Below are 19,346 nucleotides of genomic sequence, written 5' to 3' on the forward strand. Positions count from 1 at the left end.
CGCCGGAAGTCAACACCAGCACGGACAAGACGCAGTCCCGACACGCCCGCTGCTGATTCGTCGACCCGGACCGGCCCACCTCCCCGGTACGCCCAACCGGGGCCACTGGTAGTCCCGCCCACGCCGATGCCACGGTCTCGGCCTCCGGCAATCGGTGGGGAACTCCGACTCCCACCTGCCGTCGATAGCGTCAGGACTCGTCCTGCTGGTGGAGCATCCCGCTCGGCGGTCGGCCGAGGCATGGAAGTCGCGGGCGGTGCGCCGCTGGCTGTCTCGACCGTCCCTCACGCGCTGTAACAGCAACCTTTGTCCGTGCCCCGACTCTGACCCCGCTGGCCGGGAATCGTGCCGGGAATGGCGACCTACGACCACGGCGCGGCCGCGGCCGAATGCCAACGCGCACGGCTGACGGGGCCGGCGTCGCCGACGAGGTCGCGGCGGAACGCCGGCACGGCGGCCCGGACGGGCGGCGCGGCGAGCAGCGTCAGCGGAGGCTCCGGCCGACCTGGTCGCGACCCCGCGCCGTGCGCTCCGGGCCAGCGGTGATGCGATGCTTGCCCGGGAAGTGGTAGCCGGGCGGCGCAGTGGAAGAGGTGGCCAGGATGCTCCTGCGGCAGTTGGAATATCTCACCGCGCTGGCCCGGGAGGAACACTTCGGCCGGGCCGCGGCGGCCTGCTGGGTGAGCCAACCCACGCTTTCGGACGGGATCCGTAAGCTGGAGGCGGAGTTCGGGGTCTCGGTGGTACGCCGTGGTCACCGTTTCGAGGGCTTCACCCCGGAGGGGGAACGACTGCTCGCCTGGGCCCGGCGGCTGCTCGCCGACCGGGACCAACTGGTGGCCGAGTTCGGCCGGACCAGCCACCAGGGCCTGACCGGACGGTTGCGCCTCGGCGCGGTGCCCGCCTCGTTACCGCCGGTCTCGCTGCTCACCGTCCCGTTCTGCGAACTCCACCCGGGCACCAGTCTCACCGTGCTGTCGCTCACCTCGGCCGAGATCCAGCGGCGTTTGATCGACTTCGAACTGGACGCCGGGCTGACCTATCTCTCCGGCGAGCCGATGACCGGCTTCCGGACCATGCCGCTGTACGACGAGCGCTACGTACTACTGACCAGGCAGGACGGTGAGTTCGCCGACCGTACCGAGGTGAGCTGGGCGGAGGTGGCCGAACTTCCGCTGTGTCTGCTCACCACCGACATGCAGCACCGGCGGATTCTGGACGGCCTGTTCCAGCGGGCGGGCGTGACGGTCATTCCACGGATGGAGACGAACTCGGTCTCCACGCTCTGCTCGCACGTCCGGGGCGGGAGGTGGGCCAGTGTGATCCCGCAAGCCTGGCTGGGACTGTTGGGAGTGCCACCGGGCACCCGGGTACTCCCGCTCGTCGAGCCGACCGCGACCAGCACCGTCGGTCTGCTGGTGCTGGACAGCGACCCGCAGCCGCTGGTGACCAGTGCGCTCATCCACGTGGTGGAAGGTCTCGACCTGCAACGCGGAATCGACGATCTGGTACCGCTCGGGGCGTTCGCACCGCCGCCCCCGCAGTCGGGGCCGGCGGTCGAGCGACGATAGACCACGTCGATCGGGTCGCGGCCGGTTGGCCGGCCCGGGTCGGCACCCGTACGGCACGGGACAGCGGCGCCGGCACGGTCTCCGTACAACGTGGGACAGGGCGTCGGGCGGCGCCCGGAGGACATGAGATGGGCGCGCCGCCGGGGCGCGGAGACCGCCGGCGCGGTCGGTCGTCGGCCCGGAGCCTCTGGCGGGAGGTCCGTCCACGGGCGCGGTGACGAGTAGCTGACGGCTCAGAGCCTTGTCAGCCCTCCACCCGTATTGCATACTGTACTCCCCATAACGCATACACATTCGCGTGCGAGAAGGGAGTAGCCCGTGCGAGTTGCAGTGCTCGGAGCCGGCGCCATCGGCGCCTACGTCGGCGCCTCGCTGTGCCGGTCCGGAGTCGACGTCCATCTGATCGCCCGCGGGGCGCACCTGGCCGCACTACGGGTACACGGGGTACGGGTACTCAGCCCCCGGGGTGATTTTTCCGCACATCCGCATGCCACCGACGATCCGACGGAGGTCGGGCCGGTGGACTACGTGTTCCTCGGCCTCAAAGCACATTCGTACGCCTCGGCGGGGCCGTTGCTCGGTCCGCTGCTCGGCCCCGAGACCGCCCTCGTCGCCGGGCAGAACGGCATCCCGTGGTGGTACTTCCACAAGCTCCCGGGACCGTACGAGGACCACCGGATCGAGGCGGTGGACCCGAATGGCGAGACCTCGGCGGTGATGGCACCGGAACGGGCGATCGGCTGCGTGGTGTACCCGGCGACCGTCATCGAGTCACCGGGGGTGATCCGGCACCTGGAGGGGACCCGGTTCTCCATCGGCGAGCCGGATGGGACGGTGTCGCAGCGGTGTCTCCGGTTCAGCGAGGCGATGATCGCCGGCGGCCTGAAGTGTCCGGTCGAGCCGCGGCTGCGGGACGACATCTGGATCAAGTTGATGGGCAACGTCTCGCTGAACCCGATCAGCGCGCTCACCCGGGCCACCATGGTGGAGATCTGCGAGAACATCGGCACGCGGCGGGTGGTCGAGCAGATGATGGAGGAGACGCTCGACATCGCCACCCGGGTGGGAAGTACGCCGGAGATCTCCATCAAGAAACGGATCGACGGCGCCCAGCGGGTCGGCCACCACAAGACCTCGATGCTGCAGGACCTCGAGGCCGGCAAGGAGATGGAACTCGACGCCGTCGTGGCGGCCGTGGTGGAGATGGCCGACATCACCGGGGCGCCGGCTCCGACGTTGCGGACCGTCTACGCCGCGACCGACCTGTTGGCCAGGACGATGGCCCGGCGGGTGCCCACGACCGCCACGCCGAGCCCGGCCTGAGTCCACCGTGGCCGGAGCCGTCGACGGTGGCCACAACGCCGACGGTGACCGCACCGTGAATCGTCACGGCGATTGTATACAGTATGCTAGATCGTTAGCTGGTCTGTGCCACCGACACCGGGATCCGGTGTCGGTCGGCCATTGACATCCACGCCGACGCACCGGGCACCCCACTCCCCCGTCCCCCGGCCGGCGAGCCCCACATCCGCAGGACACCCGACGCCCTGGAGGCTCCCGTGCCGCTGATCCACAGGTCCACCGCCTGGCCCGACGTCAACACCCGCCGCCGGAGGGTCGCCCCCGAGGCTTTCCACGACGAGCGCTCCGACGACGAGGCGACCGCGCCGCGGCTCGGCGGCGAGTCGCAGGCGTTCAAGATCGGCGTCAACCGGCCCCGGTCCCGGGGCGACCGGCAGGAGGTGTTCGGCGGCCGGGGTGCGTCCCGGCGGGGCGACTTCGTCGGCGGCGCGCTGCTGGTGCACGCGGCGACCGAGGGTCCGGCCGACGAGCGCCGGTACGGCAACTTCCCGACCCATATCCACCACCCGGAGGTCTGAACCCATGGCCAAGATTCCCTGCATGGACGCGGTCGTCTCGGTGCTCGCGTCGGAGGGCGTGGACATCGCGTTCGGCTGTCCGGGCGCGGCCATCCTGCCGCTCTACGCCGCGCTGCGGCGCAGCGAGATCAGACACCTGATCGTCCGGCACGAAGAGGGTGCCACCCACATGGCGGACGGCTGGGCCCGGACCAACGGCCGGGTCGGGGTGGCCATCGGCACGTCCGGACCGGCCGGCACCAACATGATCACGGGGTTGTACACCGCGCAGGCTGACTCCATTCCGATGATCTGTATCACCGGCCAGGCGCCCACCGGCAAGCTGCACCAGGAGGCGTTCCAGGCGGTGGACATCGTCGAAATCGCCAAGCCGGTGACGAAGTGGGCGGTGCAGGTGAAGGAGGCCGCCCAGGCGCCCTGGATCTTCCGGGAGGCGTTCCGGATCGCGCGCTCCGGACGGCCGGGCCCGGTGCTGATCGACCTGCCGATCGACGTGGCGCGGCAGGAGATCGAGTGGGACGCCTCGATCGACGCGCCGCTGCCGGTGCCTCGGGTCGAGCCGCACCAGCCCCGGGTGGAACGGGCCCTCGACATGCTACTGGCCGCCGAGCGTCCGTTGATCCTGGCCGGCGGCGGGGTCATCATCGGCGAGGCCACCGAACTGCTGCGGGAGGTCGCCGAGACCCTGGACATCCCGGTCCAGGTGACCCTGATGGGCAAGGGCGCGTTGCCGGAGGACCACGATCTGTTCGCCGGGATGACCGGCATCCAGACCACCCAGCGGTGGGGCAACGCCTCCTTTCTGGAGTCCGACCTGGTCCTCGCGCTCGGCGCCCGCTTCGGCGACCGGCACACCGGTGACCTGGAGACCTACCGGGGCGATCGGAAGTTCATCCACGTCGACATCGAGCCGACCCAGCTCGGCAAGGTGTTCGGTCCGGACCTCGGTGTGGTGTCCGACGCCGGGCCGTTCCTCGCGGCGCTGCTCGACGCGGTCCGGCGGCGCGGCGTACGGCGGGACCGGGGTGAGTGGATCTCGCTGGTCCGCAAACTGCGCGAGACGCTTCGTCGCCGGGACGATTTCGACGCGGTACCGATCAAGGCGCCCCGGGTGTTCAAGGAGATCAACGAATTCTTCGGCCCGGACACCTATTTCGTCACCGCCATCGGCCTGTACCAGATCTGGTCCGGGCAGTTCCAGAAGGTGTTCAAGCCCCGGCACTACCAGGTCTGCGGTCAGGCCGGCCCGTTGGGTTGGGAGATACCGGCGGCGATCGGGGTCAAGTCCGCCAAACCCGACGCCGAAGTGGTGGGTGTGGTCGGCGACTATTCCTTCCAGTTCCTGGTCGAGGAGCTGGCCGTCGCCGCGCAGTACAACATCCCCTTCGTACTGATCATGTTGAACAACGAGTATCTCGGCCTGATCCGCCAGGCCGAGATCGGCTACGACATGAACTACGAGGTGGACATCCACTACGACGAGTACGGCACCGACAATGTCAAGATCATGGAGGCGTACGGCTGTTCCGGGCGTCGGGTGCTCCAGCCGGGCGAGATCGCTGACGCGCTGGCCTGGGCCAGCAAGGAAGCGAGGCGTACCAGCCGGCCGGTGCTGGTCGAGGTGATGATCGAGCGCGAGGCGAACACCGCGCACGGCCTCTCCATCGCCAAGGTCAACGAGTTCGAGCCGGCACCGGAAATCGAGTACCGGGACCCGGTCTCGGGCTGATTAGCGTGGTTACCCGGCACCAGAGGTCGGCTACCACGCATATCCCGCACATCGAATCGCTCAGGGGTGGGCGGCCAAGCCGCCCGCCCCAGCGGCGCTGCCAGGAACGGTGCGCCCGGCGCCGCGTGGTGTATCCGGCCTTTGCGGAGAATGCGTGCCGAGGACACCCGCCACCAGGCTCATCGATTGCATCTCGCCGACTGTATGCTATAACCCAATTCGGGTGCAGTGCCCGATCGTTTTCTCGCAGCCGGAGGTAGTCCATGACCGAATGGGGGGGCGGGACCTCGCCAGCCGGTGCCAACGGTGGGCGACGACGACTCGCCGCGGCCCGTGGCGAACCCCGGGCCGCGCGTCAGCCTCTGGAGCGGCCCGCGCCGTTGCGCCAGGCGGTCTACGACGTCATCGCCGAGATGATCATCAATCGTGAGCTGCAGCCCGGCGAGCATCTTGTCGAGAACGAACTCGCCGCCCAGCTCGGTGTGAGTCGGCAGCCCGTCCGGGAGGCCCTGCAAAGGCTGCAGAGCGAGGGCTGGGTCGACCTGCGTCCCGCACTCGGCGCCTTCGTACACGTGCCCACCGAGGAGGAAGCCGACCAGCTTCTCACCACCCGGACCCTGCTCGAGACGGAGTCCGCGCGGCTGGCCGCCAAGCAGGCCACGCCGGAACAGGTCGAGCGGCTCAGGGAGTTGCAGCGCGCCGGGGAGAAGGCGCTCAGCGACGACGACCAGGTGGCCCTGGTCGACGCGAATGCGGCCCTGCACGCGCACGTGGTCGCGATGTCCGGCAACAAGGTCCTCGCCCAGCTGATCGCGATGGTGGACCGCCGGGTGCGGTGGTACTACTCGCCGATCGCCCGCACCCGTGGCCGGGAGGCCTGGGACGAGCACGCGGCACTGATCGACGTGATCGCCGGCCGGAACAGCAGGCGGGCCGGCGAGATAATGCGCCGACACACCGAACGCACCCGGGAGAGCTACCACCAGCGGCGCAAGGAGGCCGCCGAGCGGGAAGCCCTGGGCTGACCGGCCGGCCCCTCCCCCGGACCGCCCGTCGTCCACCGGCGGTCCGGCGGGGACGACACCGGACGACGTTCCTCGGCCCGGCCGGGTATGACCTGGCCGGGCCCTTGACGTATCCGGTCTGACCGGCCCGCCGCTCGCGCGGCGTCGAACGGGGATCGGCACACCGAAGGTGCCCGCCCGCGGAGGTGTCGTGCCGGATGCGGTGCGACGAGCGCATCCCGACCTCGCGGAACGGGCACCTCGGTGGGCCACGCCCGGTGCGACCGGCTACCCGGTCCGGGGCGCGTACCTGGTGCGACGGCTGAGAGAGGCAGACGACCCCCTTGTCGGGCCGTGCGTAGTTCGCCGCGAGCGCGAGCGGCACCCCGACGCCGAGGGCGCCGAGCGGGCCCGGGTCCATCCCGCTCGGTCGACACTCCTTTACAGGCGGATGGACTTCTTGTTCATGAACTCCTCGATGCCGGCCGCGCCGAGTTCCCTGCCCATCCCGGAGCGCTTGATCCCGCCGAACGGGAGGTCGGCCTGCGACCCACCGGCGCTGTTCAGATACACCATGCCGGACTCGATCTGCCCGGCAACCCGGCGCAACCGGTTCGGATCCGTGCCCCATACACTCGCGCCGAGCCCGAACGGCGAGTCGTTCGCGATCGCGACCGCCTCCTCCTCGGTCTCCGCGCGAAAGACCAGCACGACAGGGCCGAAGATCTCCTCGTAGTAGGCGTCCATCTCGGGGGTCACGTCCGTGAGCACAGTGGCTTCGAGATAGGCGCCGGGCCGGTCGATGCGACGCCCGCCGGTGCGTAGCGTCGCGCCCTGCCGGACCGCCTTCTCGACCTGACCGGCCACCTCGTCAGCCGCCGCGACCGACGCGAGCGGCGGCAACTTCGTCGCGGGATCGCCGGGGTCGCCGGGCACGAAGGTCTCGGCCACATGCGTGGTCAGCCGGTCGACGAACTCCTCGTAGATGTCGGCGAGCACGATCATCCGCTTGGGCGAGTTGCACGACTGGCCGCAGTTGCGCATCCGGGCGGTCGCGGTGGCCTTCACGGTCTTGTCCATGTCGTCGGTGTCCAGCAGGATCAGCGGGTCGGAACCGCCCAGTTCCAGGACGACCCGCTTCAGATTCCTTCCGGCCTCGGCGGCGACCGAGATGCCCGCCCGTTCGCTGCCGGTCAGGGAAACCCCCTGGATGCGGGGGTCCGCGAGCATCCGGGGGACCTGCGCGCTGGACGCGAAGATGTTCACGTACACGTCCTCAGGCACCCCGGCGTCGTGCAGTATCCGCTCGATCGAGGCTGCCGACCGGGGGCAGATCGAGGCATGTTTCAGCAGGATCGTGTTGCCGAGCACCAGGTTCGGCGCCACGAACCTGGCGATCTGGTAGCAGGGGAAGTTCCACGGCATGACGCCGAGCAGCGGCCCGATGGGGTTCTTGGTGATGACGGCCTTGCCGCCCCTGATCTCCAGCGGCTCGTCGGCCAGCAGCGAAGGACCGTTGTCGGCGTAGTACCTGAAGATGTCGACGACCACGCCGACCTCACCGCGGCCCTCGTTGATCCGCTTGCCCATCTCCAACGTCATCGTCGCCGCCAGTTCGTCGGCGTGCTCGGCGAACAGGTCCGCCGCGCGTGACACGATCCTGGCCCGCTCGGCGACCGGCCGACGCCGCCACGACAAGTACCCGTGGTGCACGCGATCGATCGCTTCACGGACCTCCGCCTCGGTCGCGTTCTCGATCTTCTCGATCAGTTCACCTGTCGCTGGGTCGGTAACTGTGTACATAGGGGTCCGAGCCTCCGTTCTCTACCAACACTGCGCCGGGATACTCTGTCATCGCTCTGCATACTGTCTACAGATCGCATCCGTCCGCCGCCCGGCGGATCCTCACGGGCGGTCGACACCCCGGGCGGCAGGTCGCCGGGCGGCCCGGAGCGGCGGCTGGCGTTACTCAGGACGCGCGAGCCGACCGAGGCGCCCGAGCGAGATGTTCGACGCCCTCCTCGCCGACCCGGACGGTGCGGTACGGCCCGGTCATCGATGCGTGCCGTGGGGTACGGGGAGAGCCGACCGTCCTCACCGCTGCACCGTGATGCCCTTGGGGTTGAGGTGGGCGATGTTGCCGCTCTCGGTCCCGTCGGCGGGGTCGATGACGCAGTCGATGAGCGCGGGCTGGCGCAGCGTCAGGGCCTCGCGCAGGGCGGCGGCGACCTCCACCGGCGTCGTCGCCCGATAGCCCCTACCTCCGAATGCGGCGATCATGAGATCGTGCCGGGCCCTGAGGGCGGTCGGTGCCGGGTCCCCGGAGGTTGACACAGCGTCGCCACGGTAGACGCCACTGTTGTTCAGCACGACCGTGACGACGGGCAGGTTGTAGCGGCAGATCGTCTCTATCTCCATGCCGCTGAACCCGAACGCACTGTCGCCCTCGATGGCGACGACCGGTTCTCCGGTCTCGACCGCGGCGGCGATCGCGTACCCCATGCCGATGCCCATCACGCCCCAGGTGCCGCTGTCCAGGCGGTGTCGCGGCACCTGCATACCGATCGTGTTACGCGCCAGGTCCAGCGCGTTCGCGCCCTCGTTGACGACATATGCCTGCGGGTTCTCCCGCAGGACATCGCGGATGGCCTGCAGCCCGCCCAGGAACTTCATCGGGTGGGCCGTTTCGGCGGCCTTGAGGCGCCTGGCCATCTTGCCGACGTTCTCCGCGGAGCGAGCCGAAAGCTCGTCCCGCCACTGGGCCGGTACCGCGATCTGGCCGGGTCCGGTCCGCTCGATCAGGGCCTGCATCACCGAACCGACGTCACCGACGAGCGGCGCCGCAATAGGCTGATTGCTGTCCAACTCGGTGCTGGCGATGTCCACCTGGATGAACTTGGCGTCCGAGTTCCACTGCGGCGCATCGCCGTGCCCGAGCAGCCAGTTCAGGCGCGCACCGACGAGCATCACGACGTCGGCCCGGCGTAGGGCCAGCGATCTGGCACTGGCTACCGACTGCGCGTGGTCGTCGGGCAGCAGGCCCTTCGCCATCGACATCGGCAGGTAGGGCACACCGGTGAGCTCGACGAATTGGCGGATCTGGTCGTCCGCCTGCGCGTACGCAGCGCCCTTGCCGAGCACGACGAGCGGGCGCTGGGCGCTCGCGAGCAGTTCGATCGCGCGGTCCAGGGCCGCGGGTTCGGGCACCTGACGCGGTGCCGGGTCGACGACCCGCCACAGTGACGCCGCGCCCAGATCCGCGTCGATGACCTCGCCGAGGACCGCGGCCGGGATGTCGAGGTAGACGCCTCCCGGTCGTCCGGACACGGCAGTGCGGATCGCGCGGGCCACGCCGCGGCCGATGTCTTCCGCCCGGTGTACGCGGTATGCCGCTTTGGCAAACTGTCGGGCCGCTGCCAGCTGGTCCATCTCCTCGTAGTCGCCCCGCTGGAGGTCGACGAGGTGCCGCTCGCTGGATCCGGAGATCTGCACCATCGGGAAGCAGTTCACGGTGGCGTTGGCCAGGGCCACCAGGCCGTTGAGGAATCCGGGAGCGGACACCGTCAGGCAGATTCCCGGCTTTTTCGTCAGGAACCCGGCCGCCGCCGCCGCGTGCCCGGCAGCACTCTCGTGCCGGAAGCCGATGAAGCGGATGCCAGACGCCTGCGCCAGGCGGGCCAGGTCGGTGATCGGGATGCCGACGACGCCGTAGATGGCGTCAACCTCGTTGAGTTTGAGCGCATCGACGACCAGATGGATCCCGTCGGTGAGTTTCTTCGCGCCTACGACGTCGCCAGCTTCTGATTCCCGGAGGGAAGCGATGGTCATGATCAGGGTCCTCCATCATGGTCGTGCGACTTCTGCGTACTGTATGTGGTTTAGCTCCCGATCGTCCGGGTTGGCCTGGTCGGCGACGGCGACGGGCACTGCGCGGAGCGCGCACGGAAACGAGGCTCTTTCCCCTCCCTGATCTAGAAGTGCATACCGTATGGGGTAGGCAATAATCGTGGACCATGTGACAGCGGGGTGTCTAGGGGGTAGCAGAGACGTTTTCCGGGCAGGCTGGCCCGCACCGGCGCCACACTGGTGGTCGTGGACGGGTCGGCGACGCGGGTGGCCTTGGTCACTGGATCGTTTTTTGTATACCGAAGCCGGTATCCTGGGACTGTCGAACAAGGACCTGTCGCCGGACAGGACGAGCACGAGGGTTTGTGGTGGCACGGCATCGGGTAGGTCCACAAGAGATGCCGGCATACCGTTCATACAGTGTCCGGACCGCGGGGCCGAGGGCCCGCACGGCCGCGGCCGCCCCCACCGGTCATCGCTCCGGCGACAGACACATATCCGGCCGCCACGCGACGAGGCGTGACGGCGGGAAGGTCCGGCGACCCAGGTGTGCCCGGCCCCACCAGGCACACCCGGGTGTCCTGCCGGACCACCGTCCCGGACGGACTCATGTCGCCCGGTCCGGTGCGCACAGTCCCGGGAAGCGTCGTTTCCCGGGAAGACCGACAAGCAGGAGTGATGCTGTCATGACCACCTGGCGAACGTTCTCACGTTCCCTGACCCGACTCTCCGACCGGCTTGCCCTGCCGACCGGGTTCCCGGCCGACGGCCGTTCCCTCGGGCTCGGCCTGGCTGCTGCGCTGGAGAACCAGCGCCGGGCCGCCCGGCCGAGCGACGAGGAGATCAAGCGCTTCCTCCGCGGCTCCACGGCGGACGAAGACCTGGTCAAGGTCTGACGACCGGTCAGACCGCGTCCCGGTCCGCCGTCACGGTGTCGTGGGCACCGGGGGCCTCGGCCCCCATCCCCTCCGTGGCGGCGGACGGCCGTTCGAGCTGGTCCCGCCGGGACTTCGCCAGGCTGGCAACGGTGGTGACCAGCAACGTGCCGACGATGACCCCGAGCGAGACGGCGATCGGCACCGCCGGCGCCCAGGACACCCCGTCGTGGTGCAGCGCCTCCAGCACGAGCTTGACGCCGATGAAGGCCAGGATGAACGCCAACCCCTTGCTCAGGTACACCAGCCGGTCCAGCAGGCCGCCGAGCAGGAAGTAGAGCTGCCGCAGGCCCATCAGCGCGAACGTGTTCGCGGTGAAGACCAGGTACGGCTCCTGGGTCAGGCCGAAGATCGCCGGGATGGAGTCGAGCGCGAACAGCAGATCGGTGGTGCCGATGGCGACCATGACGATCAACATCGGCGTCACCATCGTCCGGCCGTCCACCTTGACCAGCACCGAGGCACCCCGGTACGACTCGGTGGTCGGCAGGATCCGCTTCGCCGTACGCAGCGCGACGTTCTCGGAGAACTCGTCCTCCTGCTGCGGTCCGACCAGCTTGATGGCGGTGTAGATCAGGAACGCGCCGAAGAGGTAGAACAGCCAGTCGAACCGCGCGATGGCCTGGGCACCCGCCGCGATGAAGATGCCCCGCATCAGCAGCGCCAGCACGATGCCGATCAGCAGCACCTTCTGCCGGTACTGGATCGGGACCGCGAACCGGCTCATGATGATGATGAAGACGAACAGGTTGTCGACGCTGAGCGAGTACTCGGTGAGCCAGCCGGCGAAGAACTGGCCTCCGTAGCCGGGACCGGCGGTCGCGATCAGGAGGAATCCGAAGGCGACCGCCGCCAGTACGTAGAAGCTCACCCAGCCGACACACTCCCGGAAGGATGGTTCACGGGGGTTCCGGGCGACCAGGTAGAAGTCGAAGGCGATCATCACGAGGAAACCGACGATCGTTACGGCCCATACCCAGACCGGTAGATTCATGACGCTCCCTTGGATCGGAACAGGTTCGGCCGACCCGTGCCCCGAGCTGCGGCCCGGGCCCGCCGTCGACTCTCTTTCGCCTCCCACTGCGCCTCGGCGTGCCGCAGGTAGAACAGGTACAGCCGCTCGGCCCGCGGGTTGCCGTGCCGGATCCGGCGCAGCCAGCCCGGCGCGACCCGCTCGTGCAGCCAACTGAACCCGATCGCGAAGCCGAGGCTGACGATCGCCTGGTACGCGAGGAAGCCGAGCACGTCCGGCGGCACGGCCGGTCGGCCTGCGAGAAGCAGGCCGACCAGCACCTCGTGCGCCAACCGGGCGAGGGGGAACCCGACGAGCCAGTAGAGCGCCGTCGGGGCGAAGACCCCCGGCGAGATGGTTCCGACCGCCAGCAGCAGCCCGAACCCGCCGCCGAGCAACACCAGCGGCAGCCCGAGCGCCAGGCCGGTGGCCAGCGCCCAGTCGACGGGCTGGCCGGCGACCAGGGCCAGCCCGAAGGCCGCCAGCCCGGCGATCGCCCCGATGGTGGCGCCCGGCAGCGCGAGCTGGCCGAGGTGGCGTAGCTGCTGGCCGGTCACGGCTTTCCCTCACTCCGCTTGGTCATGACAACTCCTCCGTCGTACTAGTCGACGACCACGCCGAACCTGACCAGGCTGTAGATCAGCATGCCCAGGTAGAACACCGCGCCGAACCCGATCACCAGGTTCTGCACGATGCCCGGACGGATCGGCTTGGGCAGCATCCGGTTGTTCACCAGCAGCAGTACGACGCAGTACGCGCCCATCGCGAAGGTGGACAGGAAGGCCAGCACGTCGAGAATGGCGCCCGGACCGTCGGCGGGGCCGAAGTTCAGGATCAGGATGCCGAAGGTGATGACGCCCCAGAGGAAGCCGGCGTAGAGCTTCGACATGCTGAACCGCTTCGCACCGGGTACGAAGTGGTAGGTCATGTCGGCCTGGCCCCGGGAGAACGAGTCGAACAGACCCAGCGTGGCGTTGAGCCCGATCAGCGCGATGAACCCGAGGAACACGCCGTGCAGCACCGGCGCACCGGCCGACGCGAACGCGTCCGCCATGGCGGTCAGCGCCACCTCCCGGTCACCGTCCCGGATCAGGTCGCCGACGTTCGGGTTCTCCCGGACGGCGGTCTGGGCCAGCACGGTGAACGAGACGGTGACCAGCATCGTGACGCCCCAGAAGAGCAGGAGGGCGTCGAAGGTCACCCAGCGCCGCCACCCCCTCCACTTCTTCATCTCCTCCGGGTTGTCGGTGTCGAACATGAAGCCACGCGACGGCATGACCTCCTGCTCGCCCGCGTGCCGGAGACCGCGGATCTTCGGGATGTGCGCGCCCATGCCGGCACCCGAGTCCCGCAGGTGCAGCGTGTACCACATCTGCTGCATGCCGGACGGACCGGCGAAGGCGATCGCACCGACGATGACCGGGAACCAGGCCGCCGACATCGCCTCGTCCGGCAGGTAGCCGAAGTGGAACATGCCGCCGAGGGTGGAGGTGACGTCGCTCCACCGGCCGACCAGCGAGGCCACCACCGAGGTGCCGACCACGAGTACGCCGATCAGCAGCCCGAGCAGGCTCTCCAGCAGCGGGTAGATCACCTTTGCCAGGCTGAACACCACGCCGACCAGGATCAGACCGACGCAGGCCGAGACGGTCCAGGGTATCCCGGTCACCTCCTCGAAGGCGGCGGCGCCGGTGGAGAGGTGTCCGGGCCAGATGTAGACCAGGATCGCCACGCTGAAGAAGAACCACATCAGCGGTTTGAAGACCCGGGCGGCGCCGAAGAAGATGCTCTCTCCGGTGGCCATCGCGTACCGGGCCATCTCCAGCATGACGAACGCCTGGAGGGTGACGCCGATCAGGAAGAGCCACCTGATCTCCGGCCCGAAGATCAGGACCAGTCGGGGCCACATGTACGACTCGCCCATGCCCACGCCGAGTGCGACGAGGAACACGGTCGGGCCGAGCAGGTGGATCGAGGGCGGTGCCTTCGGCAGCTCCCTGATCGGCATCGGTTCGAGCTTTCCGGCCCGCCATACCCGGTCCTCGGTGTCGATGGTGGTGCCGGTGCCGGTGCGCTGCCCCGGGACGGGGGGAGCGCCGGTGGGTGGTGCCGTACTACTTGTCGGTTGGCTGGGCGAAGGGCTGTTCGAAGCGTCCACGCTGGACCTCCTCGGGATTCCGACGACGCGCGGATCTGGAGGACGGCCCAGATCCGACGTTTCTGTCCTTTGACCCCTGGCCGCGGAGCGGGTCGCCGTGTCGCTAGTGGCCCCTCCAACTGCCCGGTGTGGTGGAACTGTGCATGGCTCAGCGGCCGTCCGGTTGGCCGCCGAGCAGGCCGGCGGAGCGTGCCCACCGGTACTTCGCACCGAGCACGGCGACGGGCTTCTCCGTGGTGTACGGATAGGCGACGATGCCGTGCCGGTACAGGTGCTCGCTGGCCTCCTCGACCTCGACGTCTCCGGCGAGCGAGGCGACCACGGGCTTGTGGATGCCCTTGGCCCGGAACTCCTCGACCACGTCCACCACCAGTTCGGCGAAGACCATCGGCGGGGTGACGATGGTGTGCCAGTAGCCGAGGATCAGGGCGTGGATGCGGGGGTCGGACAGGCCGAGCGCGATCGTGTTGCGGTAGGTCGACGGCGGTTCGCCGCCGGTGATGTCGATCGGGTTGCCGGCCGCGCCGAACGGCGGGATGAACCTGCGGAACGCCTCGTCGAGGTCCGGCGGGATCTCCATCAGGGTGAGCTTGTTGTCCACACAGGCGTCCGAGAGCAGTACCCCGGAACCGCCGGCGCCGGTGATGATGACGACGTTCTCGCCCTGCGGGGTGGGCAGCAGCGGGATGCCGCGGGCGTACTCCAGCAGGTCGTTGAGGCCGGGGGCGCGGATCACACCGCTCTGCCGCAGGATGTCGTCGTAGACCTTGTCGTTGCCGGCCAGCGCGCCCGTGTGCGAGCTGGCCGCCTTGGCGCCCTGGTCGGTGCGGCCGGCCTTGAGCACGAGCACCGGCTTCGTCGCCGACACCCGCTTGGCGGTCCGGGCGAACGACCGGCCGTCCTTCAGGTCCTCCAGGTGCATGGCGATGAGCTGGGTGTTCGGGTCGCTCTCGAAGAACGTCAACAGGTCGTCCTCGTCGATGTCGGCCTTGTTGCCCACGCCGACGATCGCGGACACACCCATCCGGGCCGAGCGGCTGAAACCGAGGATGGCCATCCCGATTCCGCCACTCTGCGAGGAGAGCGCCACTCCGCCCTTGACGTCGTACGGGGTGCAGAACGTCGCGGACAGGCTCTCCGGGGTGTAGTAGTAACCGTAGATGTTCGGCCCGAGGATGCGTACCCCGTACTGGCGGGCGACCGCGAGCACCTCGGCCTGCAACTCGTGGTTGCCGGTCTCGCCGAACCCGGACGGGATCAGGATGGCTCCGGCCACTCCCTTGGCGCCGACCTCGGCCAGCGCCTGCGGGACGAACTTGGCCGGGATCGCGAAGACCGCGACGTCGACCGGTCCGGGTACGTCGGTGATGCTCTTGTACGCCTTGCGGTCCAGGATCTCGGTGGCCTTGGGGTTGATCGGGTAGATCTCGCCCCGGTAGCCGCCGTTCACCAGGTTCTTCATCACCGAGTTGCCGATCTTGCCGGCCTCGGCGGAGGCGCCGATCACCGCGACCGAGGCGGGCCGCATGATCCGGTTCATGCTGGCCAGGATCTCCTCGTCGGTGAACTGCTCCGGGCGCTCGGCAGCCTTGGGATCGACCAGGATCCGGACGTCCACCGCGGTCGCTCCGGTCGAGGTTGCCAGCACCGGGTTGAGGTCGACCTCGGCCAGTTCCGGAAAGTCGGTGACCAGATCCGAGAGCCGGACGATGAGGTCGGACAGGACCTCCCGGTTGGCCGGCTCGGCGCCGCGTACGCCGCGCAGGATCTCGGCCGAGGCGATTCCGTCGATCATCGACAGCGCGGTGGCGGTGTCGGTCGGGGCGAGCCGGAAGGTGACGTCCTTGAGCACCTCGACCAGTACGCCGCCGAGGCCGAAGGCGATGACCTTGCCGAACGTCTGGTCCGTCACCGTACCGACGATCACCTCGTGCCCGGAGCTGAGCTGCTGCTGCACCTGGACCCCGACGATCTTCGCGTCGGCCCGGTACGCCTTCGCGTTCGCGATGATGGTGTCGTACCCGGCGGCGACCTCCGCGGCCGTTCCCAGCCCGACCAGTACTCCGCCGGCTTCGGTCTTGTGCAGGATGTCCGGCGAGACGATCTTCAGGACCACCGGCAGGCCCATCTCCTCGGCCAACGCCACCGCCTGGTCGGCGCTGCCGGCCAGGCCCTCGCCCGGGGTGGCGATCCCGTACGCCTCGACCACCAGCCGACCCTCGGGAGCGGTCAGCGAACTCCGTCCCTCCGCACCGGCCTGGTCGAGCACCCGGCGCACGGCCTCGCGGTCGTAGCCGCTGTCGTCTATCGGCATTTCGTCGTCTCCTTCGTCAACGGCACTCCGCCGGGCTCCGGCGGACCGGCAGATCGTGGGACTGGTCGGACGGGCCGGCCGGGTCGTCAGATGGCGCCGGCGGCACGTAGCTCGCCGATCCCCTGCTCGGTGTAGCCCAGTTCGCCGAGTACCTGCCTGGTGTGCTCGCCGAGCAGCGGCGAACGCTCGATGTCGACGTGCGAGTCGGAGAGCTTGATCGGGTTGCCGACCGTCTTGAACGGGCCCCGCTCGGGATGGTCGACCTCGACCACCGAGCCCAGCGCGGCCAGGGTCTCGTCCTCGATCAGCTCCCGGGTCGACATGATCGGCCCACACGGGATGTTGTGCGCGTTGAGCTGCTCCATGACTTCCTGCTTGGTGTGCCGCTCGGTCCACTCCTCGATCAGCGCGAACGCCTTGTCGAGTTTGTTAAGGCGCACCTGCGGGGTGCTCCACGCGGGATCCTCGGCCAGCTCCGGCTTGCCGATCAGCTCGCAGATCGGCTTCCAGCCGACCGGTTGGATGATCACGTAGATGTAGTCGTTCGGCCCGCCCGGGGCGCAGCGCACGGCCCAGCCGGGCTGGCCGCCGCCGGAGGCGTTGCCGGATCGGGGCACCTCGTCGCCGAAGCTCTCGTTGGGGTACTCCCCCAGTGGCCCGTGGGTCAGCCGCTGCTGGTCCCGCAGTTTGACCCGGCACAGGTTGAGCACCGCGTCCTGCATGGCGACCTGGACCCGCTGGCCGCGCCCGGTCCGGGTGCGCTGGTACAGCGCGGCCAGGATGCCGGCGACCAGGTGGATGCCGGTACCGGAGTCGCCGATCTGGGCCCCGGTCGCGGTCGGCGGCCCGTCCTCGAAGCCGGTGGTGCTCATCGCCCCGCCCATCGCCTGGGCGATCACCTCGTACGCCTTGAAGTTGGCGTAGCGGCCGGGCCCGAATCCCTTGATGGAGGCGTAGACCAGTCCCGGGTTGATCTCCTGAAGCCGCTCCCAGGGGAAGCCGAAGCGCTCGACCACACCGGGGCCGAAGTTCTCCACCAGGATGTCCACCCCGGACACCAGTTTGGTGAAGACCTCCTTGCCCTGCGGGTGCTTCATGTTGAGGGTGATGCTGCGCTTGTTGGCGTTCAGCATCGTGAAGTAGAGGCTGTCCACGTCGGGGATGTCCCGGAGTTGGGAACGGGTGATGTCACCGTGGCCCGGAGCCTCCAACTTGATGACGTCCGCACCCAGCCACGCGAGGATCTGCGTGGACGAGGGACCGGACTGTACATGCGTCATGTCGAGGACCCGAACGCCCTCCAGTGCCTTACCCATGAGCCAACCTCCTGTGCGCGCCACGCCGTGCACTTCCGACCGTGCAGCTGAACTTCCGCTGGTGTTACCGCTGCTGTGGGTTGGTCTGCCGACCCTCCGCCCAGCTTCGGGGATTGCATACCGTATGGGGTAGGCAATATCGTGGCGCATGTAACAGCGGAGTGTCTAGGGGGTAGCGGAACGTTTTCCGCGAAAGCCTTCGGCGGACCGGCAGACCGGCCCCGAACATCGGCGCGGACCAGGGACGGACTCCTCCGGTTCATCCGGGGACGGTCCGGTCCACCTTCCCGGTGGATCCGCGCCCGGCCCCACCACCACGTCCGGTCCCGATTCCACTCCCGTCCGATGTGCCCCATCAACGGGAGCAACCCACCGAAGGTCAACAGAAGGGAGGCCCGGTGGATCTGTTGGAGCACCAGGCACAGGAACTCTTCGCCAAGCACGGCGTACCGGTCAGCCGTAACCGCGTGGCCAGCACCCCCGACGAGGCCTATGCGGCCGCCGCCGAGATCGGTGGACGCGTAGTGGTCAAGGCCCAGGTGAAAACCGGTGGCCGGGGCAAGGCCGGCGGGGTCAGGCTGGCCGACGGTCCCGACGCCGCACGCGACGTCGCGACCGCGATCCTGGGCATGGACATCAAGGGCCACACCGTGCACAAGGTGCTGGTCACCGAGGCCAGCGACATCGTCGACGAGTACTACGTCTCCGTCCTGCTCGACCGGTCCAACCGCTCGTTCCTCGCCCTGGCCTCCCGGCAGGGCGGTGTCGAGATCGAGCGGGTGGCGGCCGAGAACCCGGACGCGTTGGCCCGGCTCCAGGTGAGCCCGGCCGCCGGACTCGGCTGGGAGAGCGCGCTCCGGCTGGCCGCCGACGCGGGCCTGCCGGACGATGTACGCGACGTCGTGGCCAGCATCCTGGTCCGACTCTGGAACGTCTTCCGCTCCGAGGACGCCACCCTGGTCGAGATCAACCCACTGGCCAAGCTCGCCGACGGCACGGTACGGGCGCTGGACGGCAAGGTGACCCTCGACGACAACGCCCGGTTCCGACAGCCCGGACATCCGCAGTTCGTCGACGTCAGCGCCACCGACCCGCTGGAGGTCAGGGCCGCCGAGAAACACCTCAACTACGTCAAGCTCGACGGGTCCGTCGGAGTCATCGGCAACGGCGCGGGCCTGGTTATGAGCACGCTCGACGTGGTCGCCTACGCGGGCGAGCAGTTCGGCGGGGTGAAGCCGGCCAATTTCCTCGACATCGGCGGCGGAGCCTCGGCCGAGGTGATGGCGAACGGGCTGGAGATCATCCTCGGCGACCCCGACGTGCGGAGCGTCTTCGTCAACGTCTTCGGCGGGATCACCGCCTGCGACGCCGTGGCCAACGGCATCGTCCAGGCGGTCGGGCTGCTCACCGGCCGGGGCGAGACGATCACCAAACCACTTGTCGTCCGGCTGGACGGCAACAACGCCGCGGAAGGGCGACGGATCCTCGCCGAGGCCGCGCTCGCCGGCGTACGGACCGCGGACACGATGGACGGCGCGGCGCGGCTCGCCGCCGAGCTCGCCGGCAAGGGGGCGTGACAGT

13 protein-coding genes and 1 pseudogene are annotated in these 19,346 nt (G+C 69.0%); 7 read left to right on the forward strand and 7 right to left on the reverse strand.

Going from position 1 to position 19,346, the window contains the following annotated elements; genetic code table 11:
• Window positions 1–602 precede the first annotated feature (602 nt).
• The 5 genes and pseudogenes from ACFP2T_RS36455 (at window position 603) to ACFP2T_RS36475 (ending at window position 6,205) form a co-directional block, all read left to right on the forward strand.
• On the forward strand, window positions 603–1,571 hold the full coding sequence (locus ACFP2T_RS36455) for a LysR family transcriptional regulator (RefSeq protein ID WP_377430112.1): 969 nt from the start codon (window positions 603–605) through the stop codon (window positions 1,569–1,571).
• A 318-nt stretch (window positions 1,572–1,889) separates the two neighbouring features.
• Window positions 1,890–2,894: a 2-dehydropantoate 2-reductase gene (locus tag ACFP2T_RS36460; protein ID WP_377430114.1), complete on the forward strand. Its 1,005-nt coding sequence runs from the start codon at window positions 1,890–1,892 to the stop codon at window positions 2,892–2,894.
• A 326-nt stretch (window positions 2,895–3,220) separates the two neighbouring features.
• Window positions 3,221–3,451 (forward strand): annotated as a pseudogene (locus ACFP2T_RS36465) (aldehyde dehydrogenase family protein); the annotation flags it as partial.
• Between the two features lie 4 nt (window positions 3,452–3,455).
• Entirely contained in the window at window positions 3,456–5,180 is a 1,725-nt protein-coding gene (gcl, locus tag ACFP2T_RS36470; protein WP_377430116.1) for a glyoxylate carboligase, read from the forward strand.
• Between the two features lie 263 nt (window positions 5,181–5,443).
• Window positions 5,444–6,205, forward strand: a complete 762-nt coding sequence (locus tag ACFP2T_RS36475; protein WP_377430121.1) for a GntR family transcriptional regulator — start codon at window positions 5,444–5,446, stop codon at window positions 6,203–6,205.
• 420 nt (window positions 6,206–6,625) lie between these two features.
• Here the strand turns inward: ACFP2T_RS36475 and ACFP2T_RS36480 are convergent, their stop codons facing one another.
• Window positions 6,626–7,987 (reverse strand): NAD-dependent succinate-semialdehyde dehydrogenase, encoded by a 1,362-nt coding sequence (locus ACFP2T_RS36480; protein ID WP_377430123.1) that lies wholly within the window; start codon window positions 7,985–7,987, stop codon window positions 6,626–6,628.
• Window positions 7,988–8,278: 291 nt separating this feature from the next.
• Entirely contained in the window at window positions 8,279–10,012 is a 1,734-nt protein-coding gene (gene oxc, locus ACFP2T_RS36485) for an oxalyl-CoA decarboxylase (RefSeq protein ID WP_377430125.1), read from the reverse strand.
• Between the two features lie 704 nt (window positions 10,013–10,716).
• Here oxc and ACFP2T_RS36490 point away from each other — a divergent pair.
• The gene (locus ACFP2T_RS36490) at window positions 10,717–10,926 is read left to right on the forward strand and encodes a hypothetical protein (protein ID WP_377430127.1); all 210 of its coding nucleotides are present in this window, start codon (window positions 10,717–10,719) and stop codon (window positions 10,924–10,926) included.
• A 7-nt stretch (window positions 10,927–10,933) separates the two neighbouring features.
• Here ACFP2T_RS36490 and ACFP2T_RS36495 read toward each other — a convergent pair whose 3' ends face one another.
• The 5 genes from ACFP2T_RS36495 to frc all read right to left on the reverse strand — a co-directional run bounded on the left by ACFP2T_RS36495 (window position 10,934) and on the right by frc (window position 17,765).
• The gene (locus ACFP2T_RS36495) at window positions 10,934–11,959 is read right to left on the reverse strand and encodes a TerC family protein (protein WP_377430130.1); all 1,026 of its coding nucleotides are present in this window, start codon (window positions 11,957–11,959) and stop codon (window positions 10,934–10,936) included.
• On the reverse strand, window positions 11,956–12,534 hold the full coding sequence (locus ACFP2T_RS36500) for a hypothetical protein (RefSeq protein WP_377430132.1): 579 nt from the start codon (window positions 12,532–12,534) through the stop codon (window positions 11,956–11,958). Before ACFP2T_RS36500 ends, ACFP2T_RS36495 begins: the two co-directional genes overlap by 4 nt.
• Window positions 12,535–12,578: 44 nt before the next feature.
• On the reverse strand, window positions 12,579–13,985 hold the full coding sequence (locus ACFP2T_RS36505) for an Nramp family divalent metal transporter (RefSeq protein WP_377430134.1): 1,407 nt from the start codon (window positions 13,983–13,985) through the stop codon (window positions 12,579–12,581).
• A gap of 298 nt (window positions 13,986–14,283) precedes the next feature.
• Window positions 14,284–16,449, reverse strand: a complete 2,166-nt coding sequence (locus tag ACFP2T_RS36510) for an acetate--CoA ligase family protein (protein WP_377430136.1) — start codon at window positions 16,447–16,449, stop codon at window positions 14,284–14,286.
• 86 nt (window positions 16,450–16,535) lie between these two features.
• Window positions 16,536–17,765, reverse strand: coding sequence for a formyl-CoA transferase (gene frc, locus ACFP2T_RS36515; protein WP_377430138.1), 1,230 nt, complete (start codon window positions 17,763–17,765; stop codon window positions 16,536–16,538).
• A 398-nt stretch (window positions 17,766–18,163) separates the two neighbouring features.
• Here frc and sucC point away from each other — a divergent pair, with 398 nt between their 5' ends.
• On the forward strand, window positions 18,164–19,342 hold the full coding sequence (gene sucC, locus ACFP2T_RS36520) for an ADP-forming succinate--CoA ligase subunit beta (protein ID WP_377430140.1): 1,179 nt from the start codon (window positions 18,164–18,166) through the stop codon (window positions 19,340–19,342).
• Window positions 19,343–19,346: the final 4 nt, after the last annotated feature.

The sequence above is a fragment of the Plantactinospora solaniradicis genome, assembly GCF_042658085.1.
In the GTDB taxonomy this organism is placed as follows: domain Bacteria; phylum Actinomycetota; class Actinomycetes; order Mycobacteriales; family Micromonosporaceae; genus Plantactinospora; species Plantactinospora solaniradicis.

What these genes read in the sequence shown, in the direction of transcription:
- ACFP2T_RS36480 (WP_377430123.1), bottom strand. Translation starts at nt 7,987, where the DNA reads ATGTACACAGTTACCGACCCAGCGACAGGTGAACTGATCGAGAAGATC.
- ACFP2T_RS36475 (WP_377430121.1), top strand. Translation starts at nt 5,444, where the DNA reads ATGACCGAATGGGGGGGCGGGACCTCGCCAGCCGGTGCCAACGGTGGG.
- ACFP2T_RS36455 (WP_377430112.1), top strand. Translation starts at nt 603, where the DNA reads ATGCTCCTGCGGCAGTTGGAATATCTCACCGCGCTGGCCCGGGAGGAA.
- ACFP2T_RS36510 (WP_377430136.1), bottom strand. Translation starts at nt 16,449, where the DNA reads ATGCCGATAGACGACAGCGGCTACGACCGCGAGGCCGTGCGCCGGGTG.
- ACFP2T_RS36505 (WP_377430134.1), bottom strand. Translation starts at nt 13,985, where the DNA reads ATGCCGATCAGGGAGCTGCCGAAGGCACCGCCCTCGATCCACCTGCTC.
- ACFP2T_RS36495 (WP_377430130.1), bottom strand. Translation starts at nt 11,959, where the DNA reads ATGAATCTACCGGTCTGGGTATGGGCCGTAACGATCGTCGGTTTCCTC.
- oxc (WP_377430125.1), bottom strand. Translation starts at nt 10,012, where the DNA reads ATGACCATCGCTTCCCTCCGGGAATCAGAAGCTGGCGACGTCGTAGGC.
- frc (WP_377430138.1), bottom strand. Translation starts at nt 17,765, where the DNA reads ATGGGTAAGGCACTGGAGGGCGTTCGGGTCCTCGACATGACGCATGTA.
- ACFP2T_RS36490 (WP_377430127.1), top strand. Translation starts at nt 10,717, where the DNA reads ATGACCACCTGGCGAACGTTCTCACGTTCCCTGACCCGACTCTCCGAC.
- gcl (WP_377430116.1), top strand. Translation starts at nt 3,456, where the DNA reads ATGGCCAAGATTCCCTGCATGGACGCGGTCGTCTCGGTGCTCGCGTCG.